The organism is Pseudomonas ogarae (assembly GCF_014268695.2).
GTDB lineage: Bacteria > Pseudomonadota > Gammaproteobacteria > Pseudomonadales > Pseudomonadaceae > Aquipseudomonas > Aquipseudomonas kilonensis.
Genome location: NZ_CP077086.1, coordinates 6,138,200 through 6,155,882, shown reverse-complemented (window position 1 = coordinate 6,155,882; position 17,683 = coordinate 6,138,200). Strand labels below are relative to the sequence as shown.

Annotated in this window: 12 protein-coding genes and 1 tRNA gene; 3 read left to right on the top strand and 10 right to left on the bottom strand. The window is 60.0% G+C overall.

All coding sequences use genetic code 11. The features are described from left to right. Positions 1 to 125: 125 nt before the first annotated feature. The 5 genes from HU749_RS27275 to rpsU form a co-directional block, all read right to left on the bottom strand. Positions 126 to 202: transfer RNA gene (locus tag HU749_RS27275), tRNA-Ile, on the bottom strand. A 15-nt stretch (positions 203 to 217) separates the two neighbouring features. Further along, complete coding sequence (locus HU749_RS27270; RefSeq protein ID WP_186652116.1) at positions 218 to 3,961, bottom strand: bifunctional diguanylate cyclase/phosphodiesterase; 3,744 nt, start codon at positions 3,959 to 3,961, stop codon at positions 218 to 220. 126 nt (positions 3,962 to 4,087) lie between these two features. Further along, positions 4,088 to 5,935 carry an RNA polymerase sigma factor RpoD gene (rpoD, locus tag HU749_RS27265; protein WP_046064549.1) on the bottom strand — a complete coding sequence of 616 codons (1,848 nt, stop codon included), beginning with the start codon at positions 5,933 to 5,935 and terminating at the stop codon, positions 4,088 to 4,090. Positions 5,936 to 6,002: 67 nt separating this feature from the next. Next, positions 6,003 to 7,961 carry a DNA primase gene (dnaG, locus tag HU749_RS27260; protein WP_024616738.1) on the bottom strand — a complete coding sequence of 653 codons (1,959 nt, stop codon included), beginning with the start codon at positions 7,959 to 7,961 and terminating at the stop codon, positions 6,003 to 6,005. A 479-nt stretch (positions 7,962 to 8,440) separates the two neighbouring features. Next, a complete protein-coding gene (gene rpsU / locus HU749_RS27255) occupies positions 8,441 to 8,656 on the bottom strand; it encodes a 30S ribosomal protein S21 (protein ID WP_002551877.1) in 216 nt (71 codons plus the stop codon). A 199-nt stretch (positions 8,657 to 8,855) separates the two neighbouring features. Between rpsU and tsaD the strand changes: the two genes are divergently transcribed. Then, the gene (gene tsaD / locus HU749_RS27250; RefSeq protein ID WP_014340523.1) at positions 8,856 to 9,881 is read left to right on the top strand and encodes a tRNA (adenosine(37)-N6)-threonylcarbamoyltransferase complex transferase subunit TsaD; all 1,026 of its coding nucleotides are present in this window, start codon (positions 8,856 to 8,858) and stop codon (positions 9,879 to 9,881) included. Positions 9,882 to 9,889: 8 nt separating this feature from the next. On the opposite strand, the gene plsY is transcribed toward tsaD, so the two are convergent. Then, entirely contained in the window at positions 9,890 to 10,459 is a 570-nt protein-coding gene (gene plsY / locus HU749_RS27245; RefSeq protein ID WP_046064550.1) for a glycerol-3-phosphate 1-O-acyltransferase PlsY, read from the bottom strand. Positions 10,460 to 10,533: 74 nt separating this feature from the next. Between plsY and folB the strand changes: the two genes are divergently transcribed. Together folB and folK are read left to right on the top strand one after the other, a co-directional pair. Beyond that, positions 10,534 to 10,887: a dihydroneopterin aldolase gene (gene folB / locus HU749_RS27240; RefSeq protein ID WP_018607238.1), complete on the top strand. Its 354-nt coding sequence runs from the start codon at positions 10,534 to 10,536 to the stop codon at positions 10,885 to 10,887. After that, entirely contained in the window at positions 10,878 to 11,396 is a 519-nt protein-coding gene (folK, locus tag HU749_RS27235; protein WP_186652114.1) for a 2-amino-4-hydroxy-6-hydroxymethyldihydropteridine diphosphokinase, read from the top strand. The genes folB and folK overlap by 10 nt, the downstream gene beginning before the upstream one ends. Positions 11,397 to 11,473: 77 nt before the next feature. Here the strand turns inward: folK and HU749_RS27230 are convergent, their stop codons facing one another. The 4 genes from HU749_RS27230 to HU749_RS27215 form a co-directional block, all read right to left on the bottom strand. Next, a complete protein-coding gene (locus HU749_RS27230; protein WP_186652112.1) occupies positions 11,474 to 12,700 on the bottom strand; it encodes a multifunctional CCA addition/repair protein in 1,227 nt (408 codons plus the stop codon). 63 nt (positions 12,701 to 12,763) lie between these two features. Further along, positions 12,764 to 14,329, bottom strand: coding sequence for a SpoVR family protein (locus tag HU749_RS27225; protein ID WP_014340518.1), 1,566 nt, complete (start codon positions 14,327 to 14,329; stop codon positions 12,764 to 12,766). Continuing rightward, complete coding sequence (locus HU749_RS27220) at positions 14,326 to 15,597, bottom strand: YeaH/YhbH family protein (protein WP_018607231.1); 1,272 nt, start codon at positions 15,595 to 15,597, stop codon at positions 14,326 to 14,328. Before HU749_RS27220 ends, HU749_RS27225 begins: the two co-directional genes overlap by 4 nt. Before the next feature lie 112 nt (positions 15,598 to 15,709). Continuing rightward, positions 15,710 to 17,632, bottom strand: coding sequence for a PrkA family serine protein kinase (locus tag HU749_RS27215; protein WP_014340516.1), 1,923 nt, complete (start codon positions 17,630 to 17,632; stop codon positions 15,710 to 15,712). Between the last annotated feature and the right edge of the window lie 51 nt (positions 17,633 to 17,683).

The following is a 17,683-nucleotide window of genomic DNA, read 5'->3' as shown; positions in this document are numbered from 1 at the left end:
TGAAGGCGACAGTGGAAGGCTCGTTGGGGACTACCTGTTTGCAGAGCCGTTCATGAAAACCTTCGCCTAGCGCAAAGTCCACAGTCTCAAAAACGCGAAAGCCGCGCAATGCGCGGCTTTTTGTATGGTGGGCCCACACGGACTCGAACCGTGGACCAAAGGATTATGAGTCCTCTGCTCTAACCAACTGAGCTATAGGCCCTCAGTAGGCCGCGGATTATAGCGACGGTTTCTCGGCTGTGCTATCCGAAAAATCCGATACGGTCACACGAAGAAACGTTGCGGCAAATTCGTCGGCGCCCAGAGGCAGGCTGACGATGTAGCCCTGGATCTGTTCGCAACCTTCTTCGGTCAGGAATTGCTGCTGGGCCAGGGTTTCGACGCCCTCGGCGATGATGGTGAATTGCATGCTGCGGCCCAGTGCGATGATTGCCCGCACGATGGCCACGTCGTGGGGGTCGTCGGGGAGGCCGCGGACGAAGGATTGGTCGATCTTGAGGATATCCAGCGGCAGGCGCTTGAGGTAACTCAGGGAGGAATAGCCCGTGCCGAAGTCGTCGATGGCCAGTTGCACGCCGAGGTTTTTCAACTGGTGCAGCACCGTCAGGGCCTCTTCGGCCTGGCTCATGATGAAGTTTTCGGTAATTTCCAGTTGCAATAAGTCGGGCTGGAGCTGGTGTTCGCGCAGCAGTTGCTCGATACGCCCCAGCAGGTTGGGTTGGCGCAGTTGGGCACCGGCCAGGTTGACCGAGAGGGGGCCGAGACTTTCGTAGGTGCTGTTCCATTCGCACAGTTGCCGGCAGGCGCGTTCCAGTACCCAGTCGCCTATTTGCAGGATCATGCCGTTTTCTTCCGCCAACGGGATGAAGTGTTCGGGCGGGACGTCACCAAATGTCGGGTGATACCAGCGAATCAGCGCCTCGGCGCCCACCAGGCGGTTATCGGCGAGGCTGATTTTCGGTTGAAAGGACAGTGACAGTTCGTTGCGCTCGATCGCTCGTCGCAGCTCGTGTTCCAAGGCCACGCGCTCGCTGGCCTGGGCGGTGAGGTCGCAGGTGTATTTCTCCACCCGGTTGCGGCCCTTGGCTTTGGAGCGGTACATCGCCGCGTCAGCGTTCTTGACCAGCGTGGCGACGTCGCAGCCATCCTGTGGGTAGAGGCTGGTGCCGATGCTGGCGCTGATGAAGAACTCGTGCTCGCCGGCCTGGAATGGCGCGGCAAAGCAGTTCAGCAGTTTCTGGGCGATGTGCTCGGCATCGCTGGGCTGTTGCAGGCCCGGCAGCAGGATAATGAACTCGTCCCCGCCCAGGCGCGCCACGGTGTCGATGTCACGCAACTGCTCGCGCAAGCGTACGGCAATGCCCTTGAGCAACAGGTCGCCGACCGGGTGCCCGAGGCTGTCATTGATGTGCTTGAAGCGGTCCAGGTCCAGGAACAGCACGGCACCCTGTCCACCGTTTTCCTGCTGGCCATTGAGAGCTGCCAGCAAGCGGCTTTCGAACAGTGTGCGATTCGGCAGGCCCGTCAGCGGGTCGTGGTGGGCCTGGTAATCGAGGCGGGCCTGGGCGTGTTTGAGGCTGGAGATATCGGCGAAGACCGCGACGAAGTGGGTGATCTGTCGATCCCGATTGCGCACCGCGCTGATGGTCAGCCAGCTAGGGTAGAGTTCGCCGTTCTTGCGCCGATTGGAGATCTCTCCCTGCCAGTGGCCCTCCGCCGTCAACTGGTGCCACATCGCGGCGTAAAACGCGCTGTCATGCAGGCCTGAAGCCAACAACCGAGGTGTATGGCCCAAGGCTTCGGTTTCGCTGTAGCCGGTGATTTCGGTGAAGGCTCGGTTCACTGCGCTGATGTGCTGTTGCGTATCGGTGATCAGCACGCCTTCGGCAGTGCTTTCGAACACGGTGGCGGCCTGTTGCAGTTTCTCCTGCATGAGGTGGCGTTCGGTGATGTCCCGGGCGATGGTCAGCATGCAGTCTTCGTTGCCGATGGGCAGCGGGCGGCTGGAGACTTCGCACAGCCGGATCTGCCCGTCGTTGCGACGGATATGGCAGCTGAAATCCCTGACGAAGCCGTCCCGCTTCAGCAGGTCGAGCATCTGCTTTCGCTCGTTGAGGTTGACCCAGATGCCCAGGTCCAAGGTGGAGCGGTCCACCGACAGGGCGCTGTTGAAGCCGGTAATGCGGCTGAAGCCTTCGTTGACTTCGATCAGCAAGCCGTCGCTTTGCCGGGACAGCAGCAGGCCGTCGGGCGAGGCGTGGAACGCCTTGGCGAACTTCTCTTCGGAGGTCTGTAATTGCTGCTGGGTTTCCTTGAGCTGGCTGATGTCCCGCACCACCACGACCAGGGCTGGCGTCGTGTCGAGATCGAAGGGCTCGGCGGAGATCAGCCCGGTGAACAGTTGGCCATTGCTACGGCGAAAGGGCATTTCCAGGTTGCGGATGCTGCCGGCCTGCAAACGCTGCAACAGGCCCGGGCCCACGCCCTGGATGCCCCAGATATTCAGTTCGGTTGCGCTGTGTCCCACCACCTCGGCGGCACTCAAACCGATCTGTTCTTCGAAGGCCTTGTTGACCTCCAGCAGGCAACCGTCCAATAACCGTGCAATCACCAGGATGTCCGGGCACTGGCGGAATACCGAGGCAAATTTCTGCTCCGAAAGGCGCAGTGCTTCCTCGGTGCGCTTGGCTTCACTGATATCGATCATCAGCCCGCGCATTACCGGTTCGTGCCCGTGCTCGATCAGGCTGACAATATCGCGCACCCACAGGCAGCGGCCATCGGCGGTGATCACGCGATAATCGACGCAGTGGTCGCGACCTGCCAGCACTTCATGATCGCAGTAGGTCTGGGCGCGGATCAGGTCGGCCGGATGAATGATGTTGCGCCAGAAACCTGGGACCAGCCAATGGGAGAGGGGATAGCCCAACAGGTCTTCGGCGTGGGGCGACACGTAGCTGTAGGTGAAATCGCTGACCCTTGCCTCCCAGGCAATGGCCGACAGGCTCTCCACCAGCCCACGGTAATGGTATTCGCTGCTGCGCAGCTCCTGCTCAAGCTCGACCCGTCGGGCGATTTCCGAGCTGAGTCGGCGGTTGATGCGAATCACCACCGCCAGTATGCCGACCATCAGCAGCAGCGCAGGCAGGCCGTAAAACAGTAAGTCTGACCAGAGCTGGCGATAGTCGTGCACATTGCCGACCCACTTCTGCTGGATCTCGGCGACCTCGGCCGGGCTCATGTCTGCCAGGACTTTGTCCAGGATGCCCACCAATACCTTGTTGTCTCGAGGGACGGCCATTGCCAACTGATAGCGATAAGGCGTTTCCCCGCTGACATAAAGGCCTTCGAGCTTGAGTTGGCGCAGGCTCCAGACGCTGGAAGCCAGATCGCCCACCACCGCGTCCACTTCATCGGTTGCCAGTGCTTGCAGGGCTGAACTGACGTTGGGCAGCGCTACCAGGTTCAGGTCGGGATGGTGGTTGCGCAGCAATTCATGGGGGGCATAGTTCTCCACCACGGCGATTTTCAGCCCGTACAGCTCATTGAGGCTGTGAGGCTGGGCGCCACCGCGGTGGGCCAGGATGACAATGGGGAAATCCAGGTAAGGCCGGGTAAACGCCAGGTAATTCTGCCGCTCCGGTGTGGACATGATGCCCGGCAAAAGGTCGATTTTGCCCTGTGCGACCTGCTCGAGCACGGCGGTCCAGCTGACCGGCTCGATGGGTGTGAGCTTGATGGCCAGCCGTTCACGAATGATGTCGACGTAGTCGGCGGCCAAGCCCTGATAGCGGCCCTGGTCATCGCGAAACTCAAACGGCGGCCATGAGGCATCGACACCCAGGCGCAGGTCGGGGTGGTCCTTGAGCCAGCGGAGCTCCTCGTCGGTGAGCGTCAACGCGCCAGCTGTTGCGGTCCAGGTCATCAATGACAGCAAAAGCGCGGCCGTCAGTCTGGGCATCACTGTCTCGTCATGGCTTGGGGAGGATGATTCGAGTGTAGACGGGCAACAGGGTGGTGGAGTGTAACGAGGGGGATTTTATCTGTGCATAACAAAACCCCCGGCAGGGCCGGGGGTTTTGAAGGGTCACTCGTCGAGGAAGGAGCGTAGATGCTCGCTTCGCGTCGGGTGGCGCAGTTTGCGCAATGCCTTGGCTTCGATCTGACGAATCCGCTCACGGGTTACATCGAACTGCTTACCGACTTCCTCAAGGGTGTGGTCGGTATTCATGTCGATGCCGAAGCGCATGCGCAGTACCTTGGCTTCACGGGCAGTGAGGCCGGAGAGTACTTCGCGAGTCGCTTCCTTGAGACTCTCGACAGTGGCGACATCAATCGGAGACTGCATGGTGGAGTCTTCGATGAAGTCACCCAGATGGGAGTCTTCGTCATCGCCGATCGGGGTTTCCATGGAGATCGGCTCTTTGGCGATCTTCAATACCTTGCGGATCTTGTCCTCAGGCATTTCCATGCGTTCGCCCAGCTCTTCCGGCGTCGGTTCGCGACCCATTTCCTGCAGCATCTGCCGGGAAATACGGTTGAGCTTGTTGATCGTCTCGATCATGTGCACCGGGATACGAATGGTGCGGGCCTGGTCGGCGATCGAGCGAGTGATCGCCTGACGGATCCACCAGGTGGCATAAGTCGAGAACTTGTAGCCGCGACGGTATTCGAACTTGTCCACCGCCTTCATCAGGCCGATGTTGCCTTCCTGGATCAGGTCGAGGAATTGCAGGCCGCGGTTGGTGTACTTCTTGGCGATGGAGATCACCAGACGCAAGTTCGCTTCGACCATCTCTTTCTTCGCGCGACGGGCCTTGGCCTCGCCGATCGACATGCGACGGTTGATGTCCTTGATTTCGGCGATCGTCAAACCGGTTTCGGTTTCCAGCGCGGTCAGCTTCTGCTGGCAACGAATGATGTCCGGTTGCAGGCGACCAATGGCTTCGGCGTATTTGCTCTTGCCCTTGGCCAGAGCATCGGTCCAGCTTTCGTCGACTTCGTTGCCCGGGAACTGGCGCAGGAAGTCGGCGCGCGGCATGCGGGCATCACGTACGCAAAGCTGCATGATCGCGCGCTCTTGCTGGCGCAGGCGATCCAGGGCACTGCGAACACGCTCGACCAGGCCTTCGAATTGCTTCGGCACCAGTTTGATCGGCATGAACAGCTCGGCCAGTGCCAACAGCTCGGCAATCGCCTGCTTGTTGTTGCGGCCGTGCTTTTTCAGCGCCTTGCGGGTGATTTCCATCTGGTCGGCCACAGCGCCGAAACGCTGTGCTGCGATGACCGGATCCGGACCGCTTTCGGCTTCTTCCTCGTCGTCGCTCGCTTCGGCGTCGTCGTCATCGGTGTCGTCGTCGGCCTTGACGGCTTTCGGATCGATCGGCGGCGGCACTTCGGCGGCAGGCGGCGCGATGCCGTCGTCCGGATCGATATAGCCGCTCAAGACGTCGGACAGGCGACCACCTTCGGTGGTGACGCGGGTGTACTCGGAGAGAATATGGTCAACCGTGCCAGGGAAGTGCGCGATTGCGCCCATCACTTCACGGATGCCTTCTTCAATACGCTTGGCGATTTCGATTTCGCCTTCACGTGTGAGGAGCTCTACCGTACCCATTTCACGCATGTACATGCGCACGGGGTCGGTGGTGCGACCAATGTCGGTCTCGACCGCTGCCAACGCTGCGGCCGCTTCTTCAGCGGCCGCCTCGTCGGTATCGGCGTCGGCCAGCATAAGGGCATCCTTATCTGGAGCAACCTCGAATACGTTGATCCCCATGTCGTTGATCATGCGGATGATGTCTTCCACCTGTTCCGGATCTGAAATATCCTCCGGCAGGTGGTCGTTGACCTCCGCGTAAGTCAGGTAGCCCTGCTCACGACCCAATAGGATCAACTCTTTGATACGAGACTGCTGTTGCGCTTTTCCGGACATAACACCCTATCCACTGAAGGTCTTGGCGGGCAAAAAACAAGCCGAGGATTATACCTGAGCTGTGACCTCACGCGCCAGTTGAGGTCGGGTTTGATGCGCAAACATTGCGGCTGAGTAAGTCGCGCAATTGGTTTTTCTCTTCGCTGGTCAACTCGCTCTGGCGAGCTTTTCGCAGAAGTTGTTCCAGGTTTCGCTCGCGTTGGCGGGCGGACAAGCTAGTAATGGTGTCGAAAAACTGTTGTTCAAGGTTGTCTCCTTCAATCAGCCATTCCTTCTCGGCCAGGGCCTTCAACAGGCGCCCCTGCTCGGTCCCGTGCCACCGTGCGATCAACTGGAAAGAGTTTAACTTGGGGTTCTTCTGCACGGCTTCAAGGAGTGCAACCAGCAATTGCGTATTGCTGTGGTCCTCGGCGGCGAAGTGCCCGGCGTCCTCTACTTTTTCCGCCAGTTGCGGGTGATGCAGCAAGGTGCGCAAGGCGGCCAGTGTTGGTGGTTCGACGGCGGCCGGCACGCGCGGGGCACGTGGTTGGTCGCGATCGCCGCGCTTGCCGTTCTTGTCCCAGGGTTTCTTGTCCCATTTCTTGCCGCCACTGCCGGGTTTTTTCGGTGTCCATTCCTGCTGGGGGGCGTAATCCTGCTGGGGTTGATGATAGTCGGCGAAATCCGGCATCGCGTCGTAATCGATGCCCGGGTCATAAGCCGGCGGCGCCTCCTGGGGGGCGCTGTGCACCAGTTGATTGACCGCTTCGCTGTTCAGGCCGGTGATCTCGGTCAGGCGCTGGCGCATGAGTGTGCGCAGGTTGGCGCCGGGCACCTTGTCGATCAGCGGTGCCGCGAGGGTGGCCATGTGGGCCTTGCCTTCGAGGGAGCGTGGATCGGCTTCTTCGGTCAACTGCTGGAAAAAATAATCGGCCAACGGTTGTGCGTGCTGATTGATCCGCGCACGGAACGCGTCGGTACCCTCGGAGCGCACCAGGGTGTCCGGATCCTCGCCCTCGGGCAGGAACAGGAAGCGTGCCCGGCGTCCGTCCTGCAGGCACGGCAAGGTGGCCTCCAGTGCGCGCCAGGCGGCGTTACGGCCGGCCTGGTCGCCGTCGAAGCAGAACAGCACGTTGGGCACTACGCGAAACAGGCGCTTCATGTGCTCTTCGCTGGTGGCTGTGCCCAGGGTCGCGACGGCATTGCGCAGGCCTTGCTGGGCCAGGGCAATAACGTCCATGTAGCCTTCGACGACGATGATTTCGTCGAGGTTGCGGTTGTTCTTGCGTGCTTCGTACAGGCCATAGAGTTCCTGGCCCTTATGGAACACCGGGGTTTCCGGGGAGTTCAGGTATTTCGGCTTGTCGTCGCCCAGCACCCGGCCACCAAAGGCGATGATCCGCCCGCGTGTGTCGCGGATCGGAAACATGACCCGGTCGCGGAAGCGATCGTAGCGCTTGCCGGTTTCGGCATTTTCAATCAGCAGGCCAGCGTCGATCATGGCGCGCTGTTGCAGCGTATCGCTGCTCAGGTGTTTGTACAGGTTGTCCCAGCCGGGCGGGGCGAAGCCGAGGCCGAAGTCCCTGGCGATTTCGCCGGTCAGGCCGCGGCCCTTGAGATAATCCACCGCGGCCTTGCGTGCCGGATGGCTTTTGAGGGCCTGGCGATAAAAATCCGCCGCCGCCGTCAGCAGTGGGTAAAGTGGAGAATCGGTCGGTTGGCGTGGCTTGTGCTGTCGACCGCTTTCCTCGCGGGGTATTTCCATGCCGGCGGCTTTGGCCAGTTCTTCGACGGCCTGGGGAAAGTCCAGGTTGTCGTGGTCCATGATGAAGCCGAGGGCGTTGCCGCCAGCGCCGCAGCCGAAGCAATAGTAGAACTGCTTGTCGGGACTGACGCTGAAAGAAGGTGTTTTCTCTTTATGGAACGGGCAGCAGGCCGTGTAGTTCTTGCCCGCTTTCTTCATTTGCAGGCGAGAGCTGACCACGTCGACGATGTCGGTGCGGTTCAGGAGGTCGTCAATAAAGCTCTGGGGAATCAGCCCGGCCATGGCGTTCTCATCATCACTGCGCGAAATATGGACCCGAAATCGGCAGGCGTAACCGGGTCTGGGTTTGAGGCACGCTAAATCGGTGGCTCGACCGGGTCGTCTGCATCATCGCTGTCGGGAAGTGTATCTGCCGATAATCCACTGACGTTAATAACTATCAGTATTCGACTGTTTGAATGTGTTGCGCTGAGTCCGGTAACGGCCGTTCAGGCCTCGGATAGCTCATGAAGCGGACACGCAGGCAGGTGCCTTGGGCTGATCGTCGTTAGAGGAATCAGGGTGTGCTCGTCGGTAGCCTTGGAAGGCTCGTCAGGAAAGACGTGCACCGCTGGCAAAAGAGCCAGGTCTGACGCGGTGAAGCAGGTTGTCTTGGTCGCGTCTGCGGCTTTGACGGTGAAGCATCAAGCGTTATTCCGCAAATGCCATAAGCCCGGCTTGAAGGCCGGGCTTGGCAGAAGCTTGCTACGGACGTCTGTGTATTAGTACAGACGTACGGCGCGGCGCTGTTCGCGCTGAACTTTCTTGGCGTGACGCTTAACAGCGGCTGCTGCCTTGCGCTTACGCTCAGAAGTCGGCTTCTCGTAGAATTCGCGGCTACGAACTTCAGCCAGAACACCGGCTTTTTCGCAGGAGCGCTTGAAACGACGCAGAGCTACGTCGAAGGGTTCGTTCTCTTTTACTTTGACGGCTGGCATCCAGAGCTACCTTCATTCATTACCGGGGTCAACATCCTCGCGGCAAAAGAGCACTTGAAGACGTCGGTTTTTAAGGGTTGCGGATGTTAACCCCTCATCGCTCGGAATGCAAAGCCTCTGATCGAAAACCGCTGGTCGGGGCACAACGCGGCGACTATTATGCGCGCCTTCGAATTCAGCCTCTACAAGGCGCAAACCCATGCTAGTACTGGGATTAGAAACCTCCTGCGACGAAACCGGTGTCGCACTTTACGACAGTGAACGCGGCTTGCTGGCCGACGCGCTGTTCAGTCAGATCGACCTGCATCGCGCCTACGGCGGGGTGGTGCCCGAGCTTGCCTCCCGCGATCACGTCAAGCGCATGCTGCCCTTGATCCGTCAGGTCCTGGCTGAAGCCGGCTGCGTGCCGACCGAGATCGACGGCATCGCCTACACCGCCGGCCCGGGCCTGGTGGGCGCGTTGCTGGTGGGCGCTTCTTGTGCCCAGGCGCTGGCCTTTGCCTGGGGGATTCCGGCCCTGGGCGTGCATCACATGGAGGGCCACCTGCTGGCGCCGATGCTGGAGTCGCAACCGCCGCAATTTCCGTTCGTCGCTTTGTTGGTCTCGGGCGGCCATACGCAGCTCATTCGGGTCGATGGGATCGGCCAATACGAGCTGCTCGGCGAAACCCTCGACGATGCCGCCGGCGAAGCGTTCGACAAGACTGCAAAGATGATGGGCCTCAATTATCCCGGTGGGCCGGAAATCTCTCGGCTTGCAACACAAGGGGTCGAGGGTCGTTTCGTGTTCCCGCGGCCGATGTGTGACCGTCCCGGCCTGGATTTCAGTTTCAGCGGGCTGAAGACCTTTGCCCTGAACACCTGGCAGCAGTGTGTCAGCGCCGGGGACGACAGTGAACAAGCCCGTTGCGACATCTCGCTGGCGTTCCAGCAGGCCGTGGTGGAGACTTTGACCATCAAGTGCAAGCGTGCCCTCAAACAGGCCGGGCTCAAGCGCCTGGTCATTGCTGGCGGAGTGAGCGCGAACAAGGCCTTGCGGACATCGCTGGAGAAAATGCTCGGCGACATGAAGGGCGACGTTTACTACGCCCGGCCGGAGTTCTGCACAGATAACGGCGCGATGATTGCCTTTGCCGGCTGCCAGCGTTTGCAGGCCGGCCAGCACGAAAGCCTGGCGATCAGCGTGCAGGCGCGCTGGCCGATGGAGCAGTTGGCGCCCCTGTGAAGCGTCATTTAAAAATGCCGTTCGCGCCCGGCGAACAGGTCGCGTAGATTGCCCCGGTGACGCCAGACGATCAGTGCAACCAGGGCGGTCATGGGTAGCAAGGCCTCCGGTTCCTGCCAGGCCAGCAACGGCAGGGTCAGCGGCGTGGCGATCAGCGCGGCCAGTGAGCTGGTGCGGGTCAGGTAGAAGGTCAGCAGCCAGGCACAGACAGCCAGCAGGGCGGCGGGAGGGTACAGGCCCAGCAGCATGCCGGCGGCGGTGGCGACACCCTTGCCGCCACGAAAGCGAAAGTACAGCGGGAATAGATGGCCGATAACGGCGCAGACGCCGATCCAGGCCTGTTGCTGCAACGAGAGTCCTGCAAGGCTGGCGATCAATACCGGGACAAGGCCTTTGCAGAGGTCGCCCAGCAGGGTCAGGATCGCGAGTTTGCGTCCGGCCAGGCGCAGCATGTTGGTGGCGCCGGCATTGCCCGAGCCACTCATTCGCGGATCCGGGCGACCGGTCAGGCGGCTGAGCAGAATGGCGAAGGACAGCGAGCCGAGCAGGTAGGCGAGAATCGCCAGTAACCAAAACATGCTAACTATTCCGGGCGAGGACGCCCTGATTCTAACGGCGCATTGCGCCCTTGTCGTGCTGCGGAGAAGAGTGCTTGGACAGAGTGTTTATCGAGGGCCTGGAAGTCGACACGGTAATCGGTGCCTACGACTGGGAGCGAGGCATCCGACAGTGCCTGCGGCTTGACCTGAGCTTTGCCTGGGACAACCGCCCGGCCGCCGCGGGCGACGACCTGACGCTGGCGCTCGACTACGCCAGCGTGTCGTCGCGCATCCAGGCGTTTGCCGAGCAGGCGCAGTTCCAATTGGTCGAGACCTTTGCCGAGCGGCTGGCCCAGGCGCTCATGGATGAGTTCAAGATCACCTGGCTGCGTCTGAAAGTGACCAAGCCTGGCGCCGTGCCGGCGGCCAGTGGTGTTGGCGTGGAGATCGAGCGCGGATGTCGCTGACTCAGGTTTTTCTCGGGCTCGGCAGCAATATCGAGCGCGAAACCCATCTGTGCGCCGGTCTGGAGGCCTTGGCCGGTTTCCTGGTGGACATGCGCTGTTCGGCGGTGTTCGAGAGCCAGCCGGTGGGTATCAAGAGCGGGCCATTCTTCAATTTCGTGGTCTCGGCCTTCACGGATCTGCCGCTGATGGAGCTGGATCGTCGCCTCAAGTTCATCGAGGCGGACAACGGTCGCTATGCGCCGGACCGCAAGGGACTGCCGCTGGATATCGACGTGTTGTTGTATGGCGAACAGGTCGGCAACTTCGATGGGTTGATCCTGCCGCGCGCGGAAATCCTCAAGAACGCCTTCGTCCTGTGGCCTTTGTCGTTGATCGCGCCGGATCGAATTCATCCGGGTGTGGGCAAGAGCTTCGCCACGCTGTGGGAAGAAGCGCAAATCGACCAGGTGCTGGCGCCGGTGGCTTTCGAATGGCGAGGCCAGCCGCTTACGCCATCGAATCTGCTGTGAGGCGCCTGCCGCTATCGCGAGCAAGCTCGTGATGACGGCGGAACATCCAGCAAAAATGCAAACTGACACAACTCCCGTCAGCTCGCCGCTTCCTTGTAGGCCTTCAACACTCTGAGGCGCTCGCGCTTGATCGCCTCTCCCAGCTCCGGTCCCTTGAAACCCTTTTCCAGCAAAGGCTGCACCGCCACCGCGCGGGCCGCTGCTGCTGCGCCTCGCAGATAATCAGCCTGTGGATAACTCCGTTCTTCAAGCCCTTTGCGCCCTCGAGCATCCATCTCACAGGCTGCGATGAACTCCTCGAAGCGCTGAGGTCGACGGTACACATCGAAACTCTGCAGCAGCTCAAGCAGCGTAGACGCCTTCAGCTCAAGCGCGCGATGGCCATGGGTGTGGTATTGGCCGACCAACAACGCCAGCTCCTGACAGTCGCGGGGCGCCTTGAGGCGCTCGTTGACCGCTTTGATCAGCTTCAACCCCGTGTGCTCATGGGCGATGTGTCGCGGCCATTCGTGTTGGGGCGTCAGGCCTTTGCCCAGGTCATGGAGCAGGCAGGCCCAGCGGACCGTCAGCGGCTGTCGATGCAGGGCGGCTTGTTCCAGCACGCTCAGGGTATGGGCGCCGGTGTCGATTTCCGGGTGATGAGCTTCAGGCTGGGGTACGCCAAACAGCGCATCGACCTCTGGCATCAGGACCTTGAGGGCCGTGCAGTCGCGCAAGACCTGGATAAATACCTGTGGCTGTTTTTCCATGAGGGCGCGGGAAATTTCTTTCCAGCTACGCTCGGCCGTCAGTGCTTCCAGCTCGCCGGAATCGCTGAGTTGGCGCATCAGTTCAAGGGTTTCGTCCGCCACCTTGAAACCCAGCGGAGCATAACGCGCGGCGAAGCGGGCAACCCGCAGGACTCGGAGCGGATCTTCGGCGAAAGCGGGGGAAACGTGGCGCAGCACGCGGGCTTCCAGATCGCGCTGGCCATGGTACGGATCGGTCAGGTTGCCATGGTCGTCTTCAGCCATGGCGTTGATCGTCAAATCCCGGCGAACCAGGTCCTCCTCCAGGGTCACTTCAGGGCTGGCATGGAACACGAAGCCGCCATAACCTCGGCCGCTCTTGCGCTCGGTGCGGGCGAGGGCGTATTCATCACCGGTCTTCGGGTCGAGGAATACCGGGAAGTCGGCCCCAACAGGGCGAAAGCCCTTGGCGAGCATTTCCTCGGCGGTGGCCCCCACCACGACCCGATCAATGTCGGTGACGGGAATGCCCAGCAGGCGATCGCGAACGGCGCCGCCAACTTTATAGATCTGCATAAAAAACCTCCGTTGGTCCGACAGGATAACCTTTGCGTCAGACGTCCGGAGGCGAAAACGGGATCAAAGATGAATGACGGCCAGGTCCAGGCGGCCATAGTCGCCTTCGGCTTGTTCGCTCCTGGGGGGCACGTGATGGGTTTTCATCACTTGGTCGCCTTGCAGGGTTTCCAGGTGGATGTCGAAACCCCAGAGGCGATGCAGGTGCTTGAGCACTTCGTCGGTGGAGTCGCCCAATGGTTTGCGGTTGTGCGCCTGGTGCCGCAGGGTGAGGGAGCGATCTCCGCGGCGATCGATGCTGTAGATCTGTACATTGGGCTCGCGATTACCCAGGTTGTACTGCGCTGCCAGGGTTTCGCGGATGATGCGGTAGCCGCCCTCATCGTGAATGGCAGGAACCAACAGGTCATCTTTCTGATCATCATCAAGGATGCTGAACAATTTCAGGTCGCGGATTACCTTGGGTGAGAGGTACTGCAGGATGAAGCTTTCGTCCTTGAAACTGCTCATGGCGAATTTAATCGCGGACAACCAGTCCGAGCCGGCGATTTCTGGGAACCAGAGACGATCTTCCTCGGTGGGGTTTTCGCACATGCGCCGGATGTCGCGGTACATGGCGAAACCCAGCGCATAAGGGTTGATGCCGCTGTAGTACGGGCTGTCGAAACCCGGTTGGAACACCACGCTGGTGTGGGACGTCAGGAACTCCATCATGAAACCGTCGGTGACCAGGCCCTCGTCGTACAGATCGTTCATCAGCGTGTAGTGCCAGAACGTGGCCCAGCCCTCATTCATGACCTGGGTCTGGCGCTGTGGATAGAAATACTGGGCAATCTTGCGCACGATGCGCACGATTTCCCGCTGCCAGGGCTCCAGCAGCGGCGCATGTTTTTCAATGAAATAGAGAATGTTCTCCTGGGGCTCGGCAGGGAAACGGGCATTGTCTTTTTCGTTGTACTTGTCTGCACCCTTGGGAATGGTGCGCCACAGATCGTTGATCTGTTTTTGCAGGTGCTCTTCGCGATCCTTCTGGCGCCGGCGTTCCTCTTCGGCGGAAATCGGATAAGGCCGCTTGTAGCGGTCCACGCCGTAGTTCATCAGGGCGTGGCAGGAGTCCAGCAGGTCCTCCACCGCGTCGATGCCATGGCGCTCCTCGCACTGCATGATGTATTGCTTGGCGAACACCAGGTAATCGATGATCGAGCTGGCGTCGGTCCAGGTGCGGAACAGGTAGTTGCCCTTGAAGAAACTGTTGTGCCCATAGCAGGCGTGCGCCACCACCAGGGCCTGCATGCAGATGGTGTTTTCTTCCATCAGGTAGGCGATGCAGGGGTCGGAGTTGATGACGATCTCATAGGCCAGTCCCATCTGGCCGCGGCTGTAGGATTTCTCGGTACTGAGGAAGTGCTTGCCGTAGGACCAGTGGTGATAGCCCAGCGGCATGCCGACTGACGCGTAGGCGTCCATCATCTGCTCGGCGGTGATCACCTCAATCTGGTTCGGGTAGGTGTCGAGGGCATATCGGTCCGCGATACGGCTGATTTCGCGGTCGTAGGCCTTGATCAGCTCGAACGTCCATTCGGAGCCGGTGGAAATGGGCTGGCGCTTCTGCTCTTTTTTGGCGGTCATGTCACTAACCTGCGCTGGAAGAGTTCACGGAAGACCGGGTAAATATCCCCGGCCGAGACCAGTTGCTGTTGGGCAAATGTGTCGGAAAAAGCTTCGGCAATCCGTTCGTATTCGTACCACAAGGCCTGGTGTTCGCGTGGAGTAATTTCCACATAGGTGTAGTACTGGACGAACGGCATGATCTGGTTGATCAGGATGTCACGGCAGATCGGTGAATCGTCGTTCCAGTTGTCGCCGTCCGACGCCTGGGCCGCATAGATGTTCCATTCGTTGGCCGGGTAGCGTTCGGCCATGATCTCCTGCATCAGCTTCAGGGCGCTGGAGACAATGGTGCCGCCGGTTTCCCTGGAATAGAAGAATTCCTCTTCGTCCACTTCCCTGGCGCTGGTGTGGTGGCGGATGAACACGACATCGATCTTGTCGTAGTTCCGTTTCAGGAACAGGTACAACAGGATGAAGAAGCGCTTGGCGATGTCCTTGGTGGCCTGGGTCATGGAGCCGGACACGTCCATCAGGCAGAACATCACTGCCTTGGAGCTGGGGTTTGGCTGTTTCACCAGCAGGTTGTACTTGAGGTCGAACGTGTCGAGGAACGGTACGCGGTGGATGCGCGCGCTGAGCTTCTCGATTTCCGCCTCCAAGTCCTGAATGTCGCCGAAATTGTCCGGTTCTTCGCGTTTCAGACGGGCCAGTTCTTCTTTGACCTCGCGCAGTTTTGCCCGGCTGCTGCCCGACAACGCGATGCGCCGGGCGTGGGCTGAACGAAGGGTGCGGATGATGTTGATGCGTGACGGGTTGCCTTCATTGCTGATGCCGGCACGCACGGTCTTGAAGGTGTCGGTGCCGGTCAGGTTGCGCTTGACCAGGTTGGGCAGCTCCAGGTCCTCGAACATGAACTCCAGGAATTCCTCCTGGGTGATCTGGAACACGAACTCATCCATGCCTTCGCCGGAGTTGCCGGCCTTGCCGGGGCCCTTGCCGGCGCCTCCGCCCTGGGGACGGGGGATGTGCTCGCCACTGGTGAACTCCTTGTTGCCAGGGTGCACGACGGTCTGTTTGCCGCCGCGACCATGGTGGAGCACCGGCTCGTCGATGTCGCGGCCGGGGATGCTGATCTGTTCGCCGTGTTCCATGTCGGTAATGGAACGCCGGCTGACCGCCTCTTCGACGGCCTTCTTGATGTGGTCACGGTAACGCCGCAGAAACCGCTGGCGGTTCACCGTGCTCTTGTTCTTGCCATTAAGGCGTCGGTCGATCACATAGCTCATAGGCCCCTCCAGGGGAGCTTCAAGTCGTAAGCCTCAAGCTGCAAGGGGTGTGGCGTCGAGCCTTGGGCTCAACGCCGTTCCCAGCAGTCTGTAGCTAGAAGCTTGCCGCTGCTTACTGCGATTTCCGGACCCGCAGATACCACTCGGAGAGCAGTCGTACCTGTTTGTCGGTGTAGCCACGTTCGACCATGCGTGTGACGAAGTCGTTGTGTTTTTGCTGGTCCTCCTTGCTGGCCTTGGCGTTGAAGCTGATGACTGGCAGCAGGTCTTCGGTGTTGGAGAACATTTTCTTCTCGATGACCACCCGCAGCTTTTCATAGCTGAGCCAGGTTGGGTTCTTGCCGTTGTTGTTGGCCCGGGCGCGCAGTACGAAGTTGACGATCTCGTTGCGGAAGTCCTTCGGATTGCTGATGCCCGCCGGTTTCTCGATTTTTTCCAGTTCCTCGTTGAGGGCCACGCGATTGAGTATCTCGCCGGTTTCCGGATCGCGGTACTCCTGGTCCTGGATCCAGAAGTCTGCGTACAGCACGTAGCGGTCGAAGATGTTCTGGCCGTACTCGCTGTAGGACTCCAGGTACGCCGTCTGGATTTCCTTGCCGATGAACTCGATGTAGCGCGGGGCCAGGTATTCCTTGAGGAAACGCAGGTAGCGCTCGCGGGTTTCGGCCTGGAATTGTTCCTGCTCGATCTGCTGTTCCAGTACATACAGCAGGTGAACCGGGTTGGCCGCGATCTCGTGGGGGTCGAAGTTGAAGACCTTGGACAGGATCTTGAACGCGAAACGTGTGGACAGCCCGTTCATCCCTTCATCGACCCCCGCGTTGTCGCGGTATTCCTGGATCGACTTGGCCTTCGGATCGGTGTCCTTGAGGTTTTCACCGTCGTACACACGCATCTTCGAATAGATGTTGGAGTTTTCCGGTTCCTTGAGGCGCGACAGCACCGTGAACTGGGCAAGCATCTTCAGGGTGTCAGGGGCGCAATGAGCCTTGGACAGCGAACTGTTGAACAGCAGCTTGTCGTAGATCTTCACCTCGTCGGTCACTCGCAGGCAGTACGGCACCTTGACGATGTAGATCCGGTCGATGAAGGCCTCGTTGTTCTTGTTGTTGCGGAAGGTATGCCATTCCGACTCGTTGGAGTGAGCCAGCAGGATGCCGGTGAACGGAATGGCCCCCAGGCCCTCGGTGCTGTTGTAGTTACCTTCCTGGGTGGCGGTCAGCAGCGGGTGCAGCACCTTGATGGGCGCCTTGAACATTTCGACGAATTCCATCAGGCCCTGGTTGGCCCGGCACAGCGCACCCGAATAGCTGTAGGCGTCGGCGTCGTTCTGTGGGAATTCTTCCAGCTTGCGGATATCGACCTTGCCCACCAGGGCCGAAATATCCTGGTTGTTTTCGTCACCCGGCTCGGTCTTGGCCACCGCGATCTGGTTGAGGATCGACGGGTAGAGCTTGACCACCCGGAACTGGCTGATGTCACCGCCAAACTCGGCCAGGCGCTTGGTCGCCCATGGCGACATGATGGTGCTGAGGTAGCGGCGTGGGATGCCGAAATCTTCCTCGAGGATCGCGCCATCCTCGGTGGCGTTGAACAGCCCCAGGGGCGACTCGAACACTGGCGAGCCCTTGATGGCATAGAAGGGCACTTTTTCGATCAGTTGCTTGAGTTTTTCGGCCAGGGACGATTTGCCGCCACCCACGGGGCCGAGCAGATAGAGGATTTGTTTCTTCTCTTCCAGGCCTTGGGCGGCGTGGCGGAAATAGGACACGATCTGGTCGATGCATTCTTCCATCCCGTGGAAGTCTTCGAAGGCCGGATAGCGGCGAATCACTTTGTTGGAAAAAATCCGCGAAAGCCTCGAGTTGGCCGAGGTATCCAGCAGCTCCGGTTCTCCGATTGCCAGCAACAGACGTTCCGCAGCCGTTACATAGGCACTGCGGTCCTGCTTGCAGAGTTCGAGGTATTCCTGCAGCGAGTATTCCTCTTGCCGCGTGGACTCGAAACGTTGCTGGAAGTGGCTAAAAATGCTCATGACGTCACCTCGCTCGATACGTGGAGCCGGTGTCGGATCAATCAGTCGATG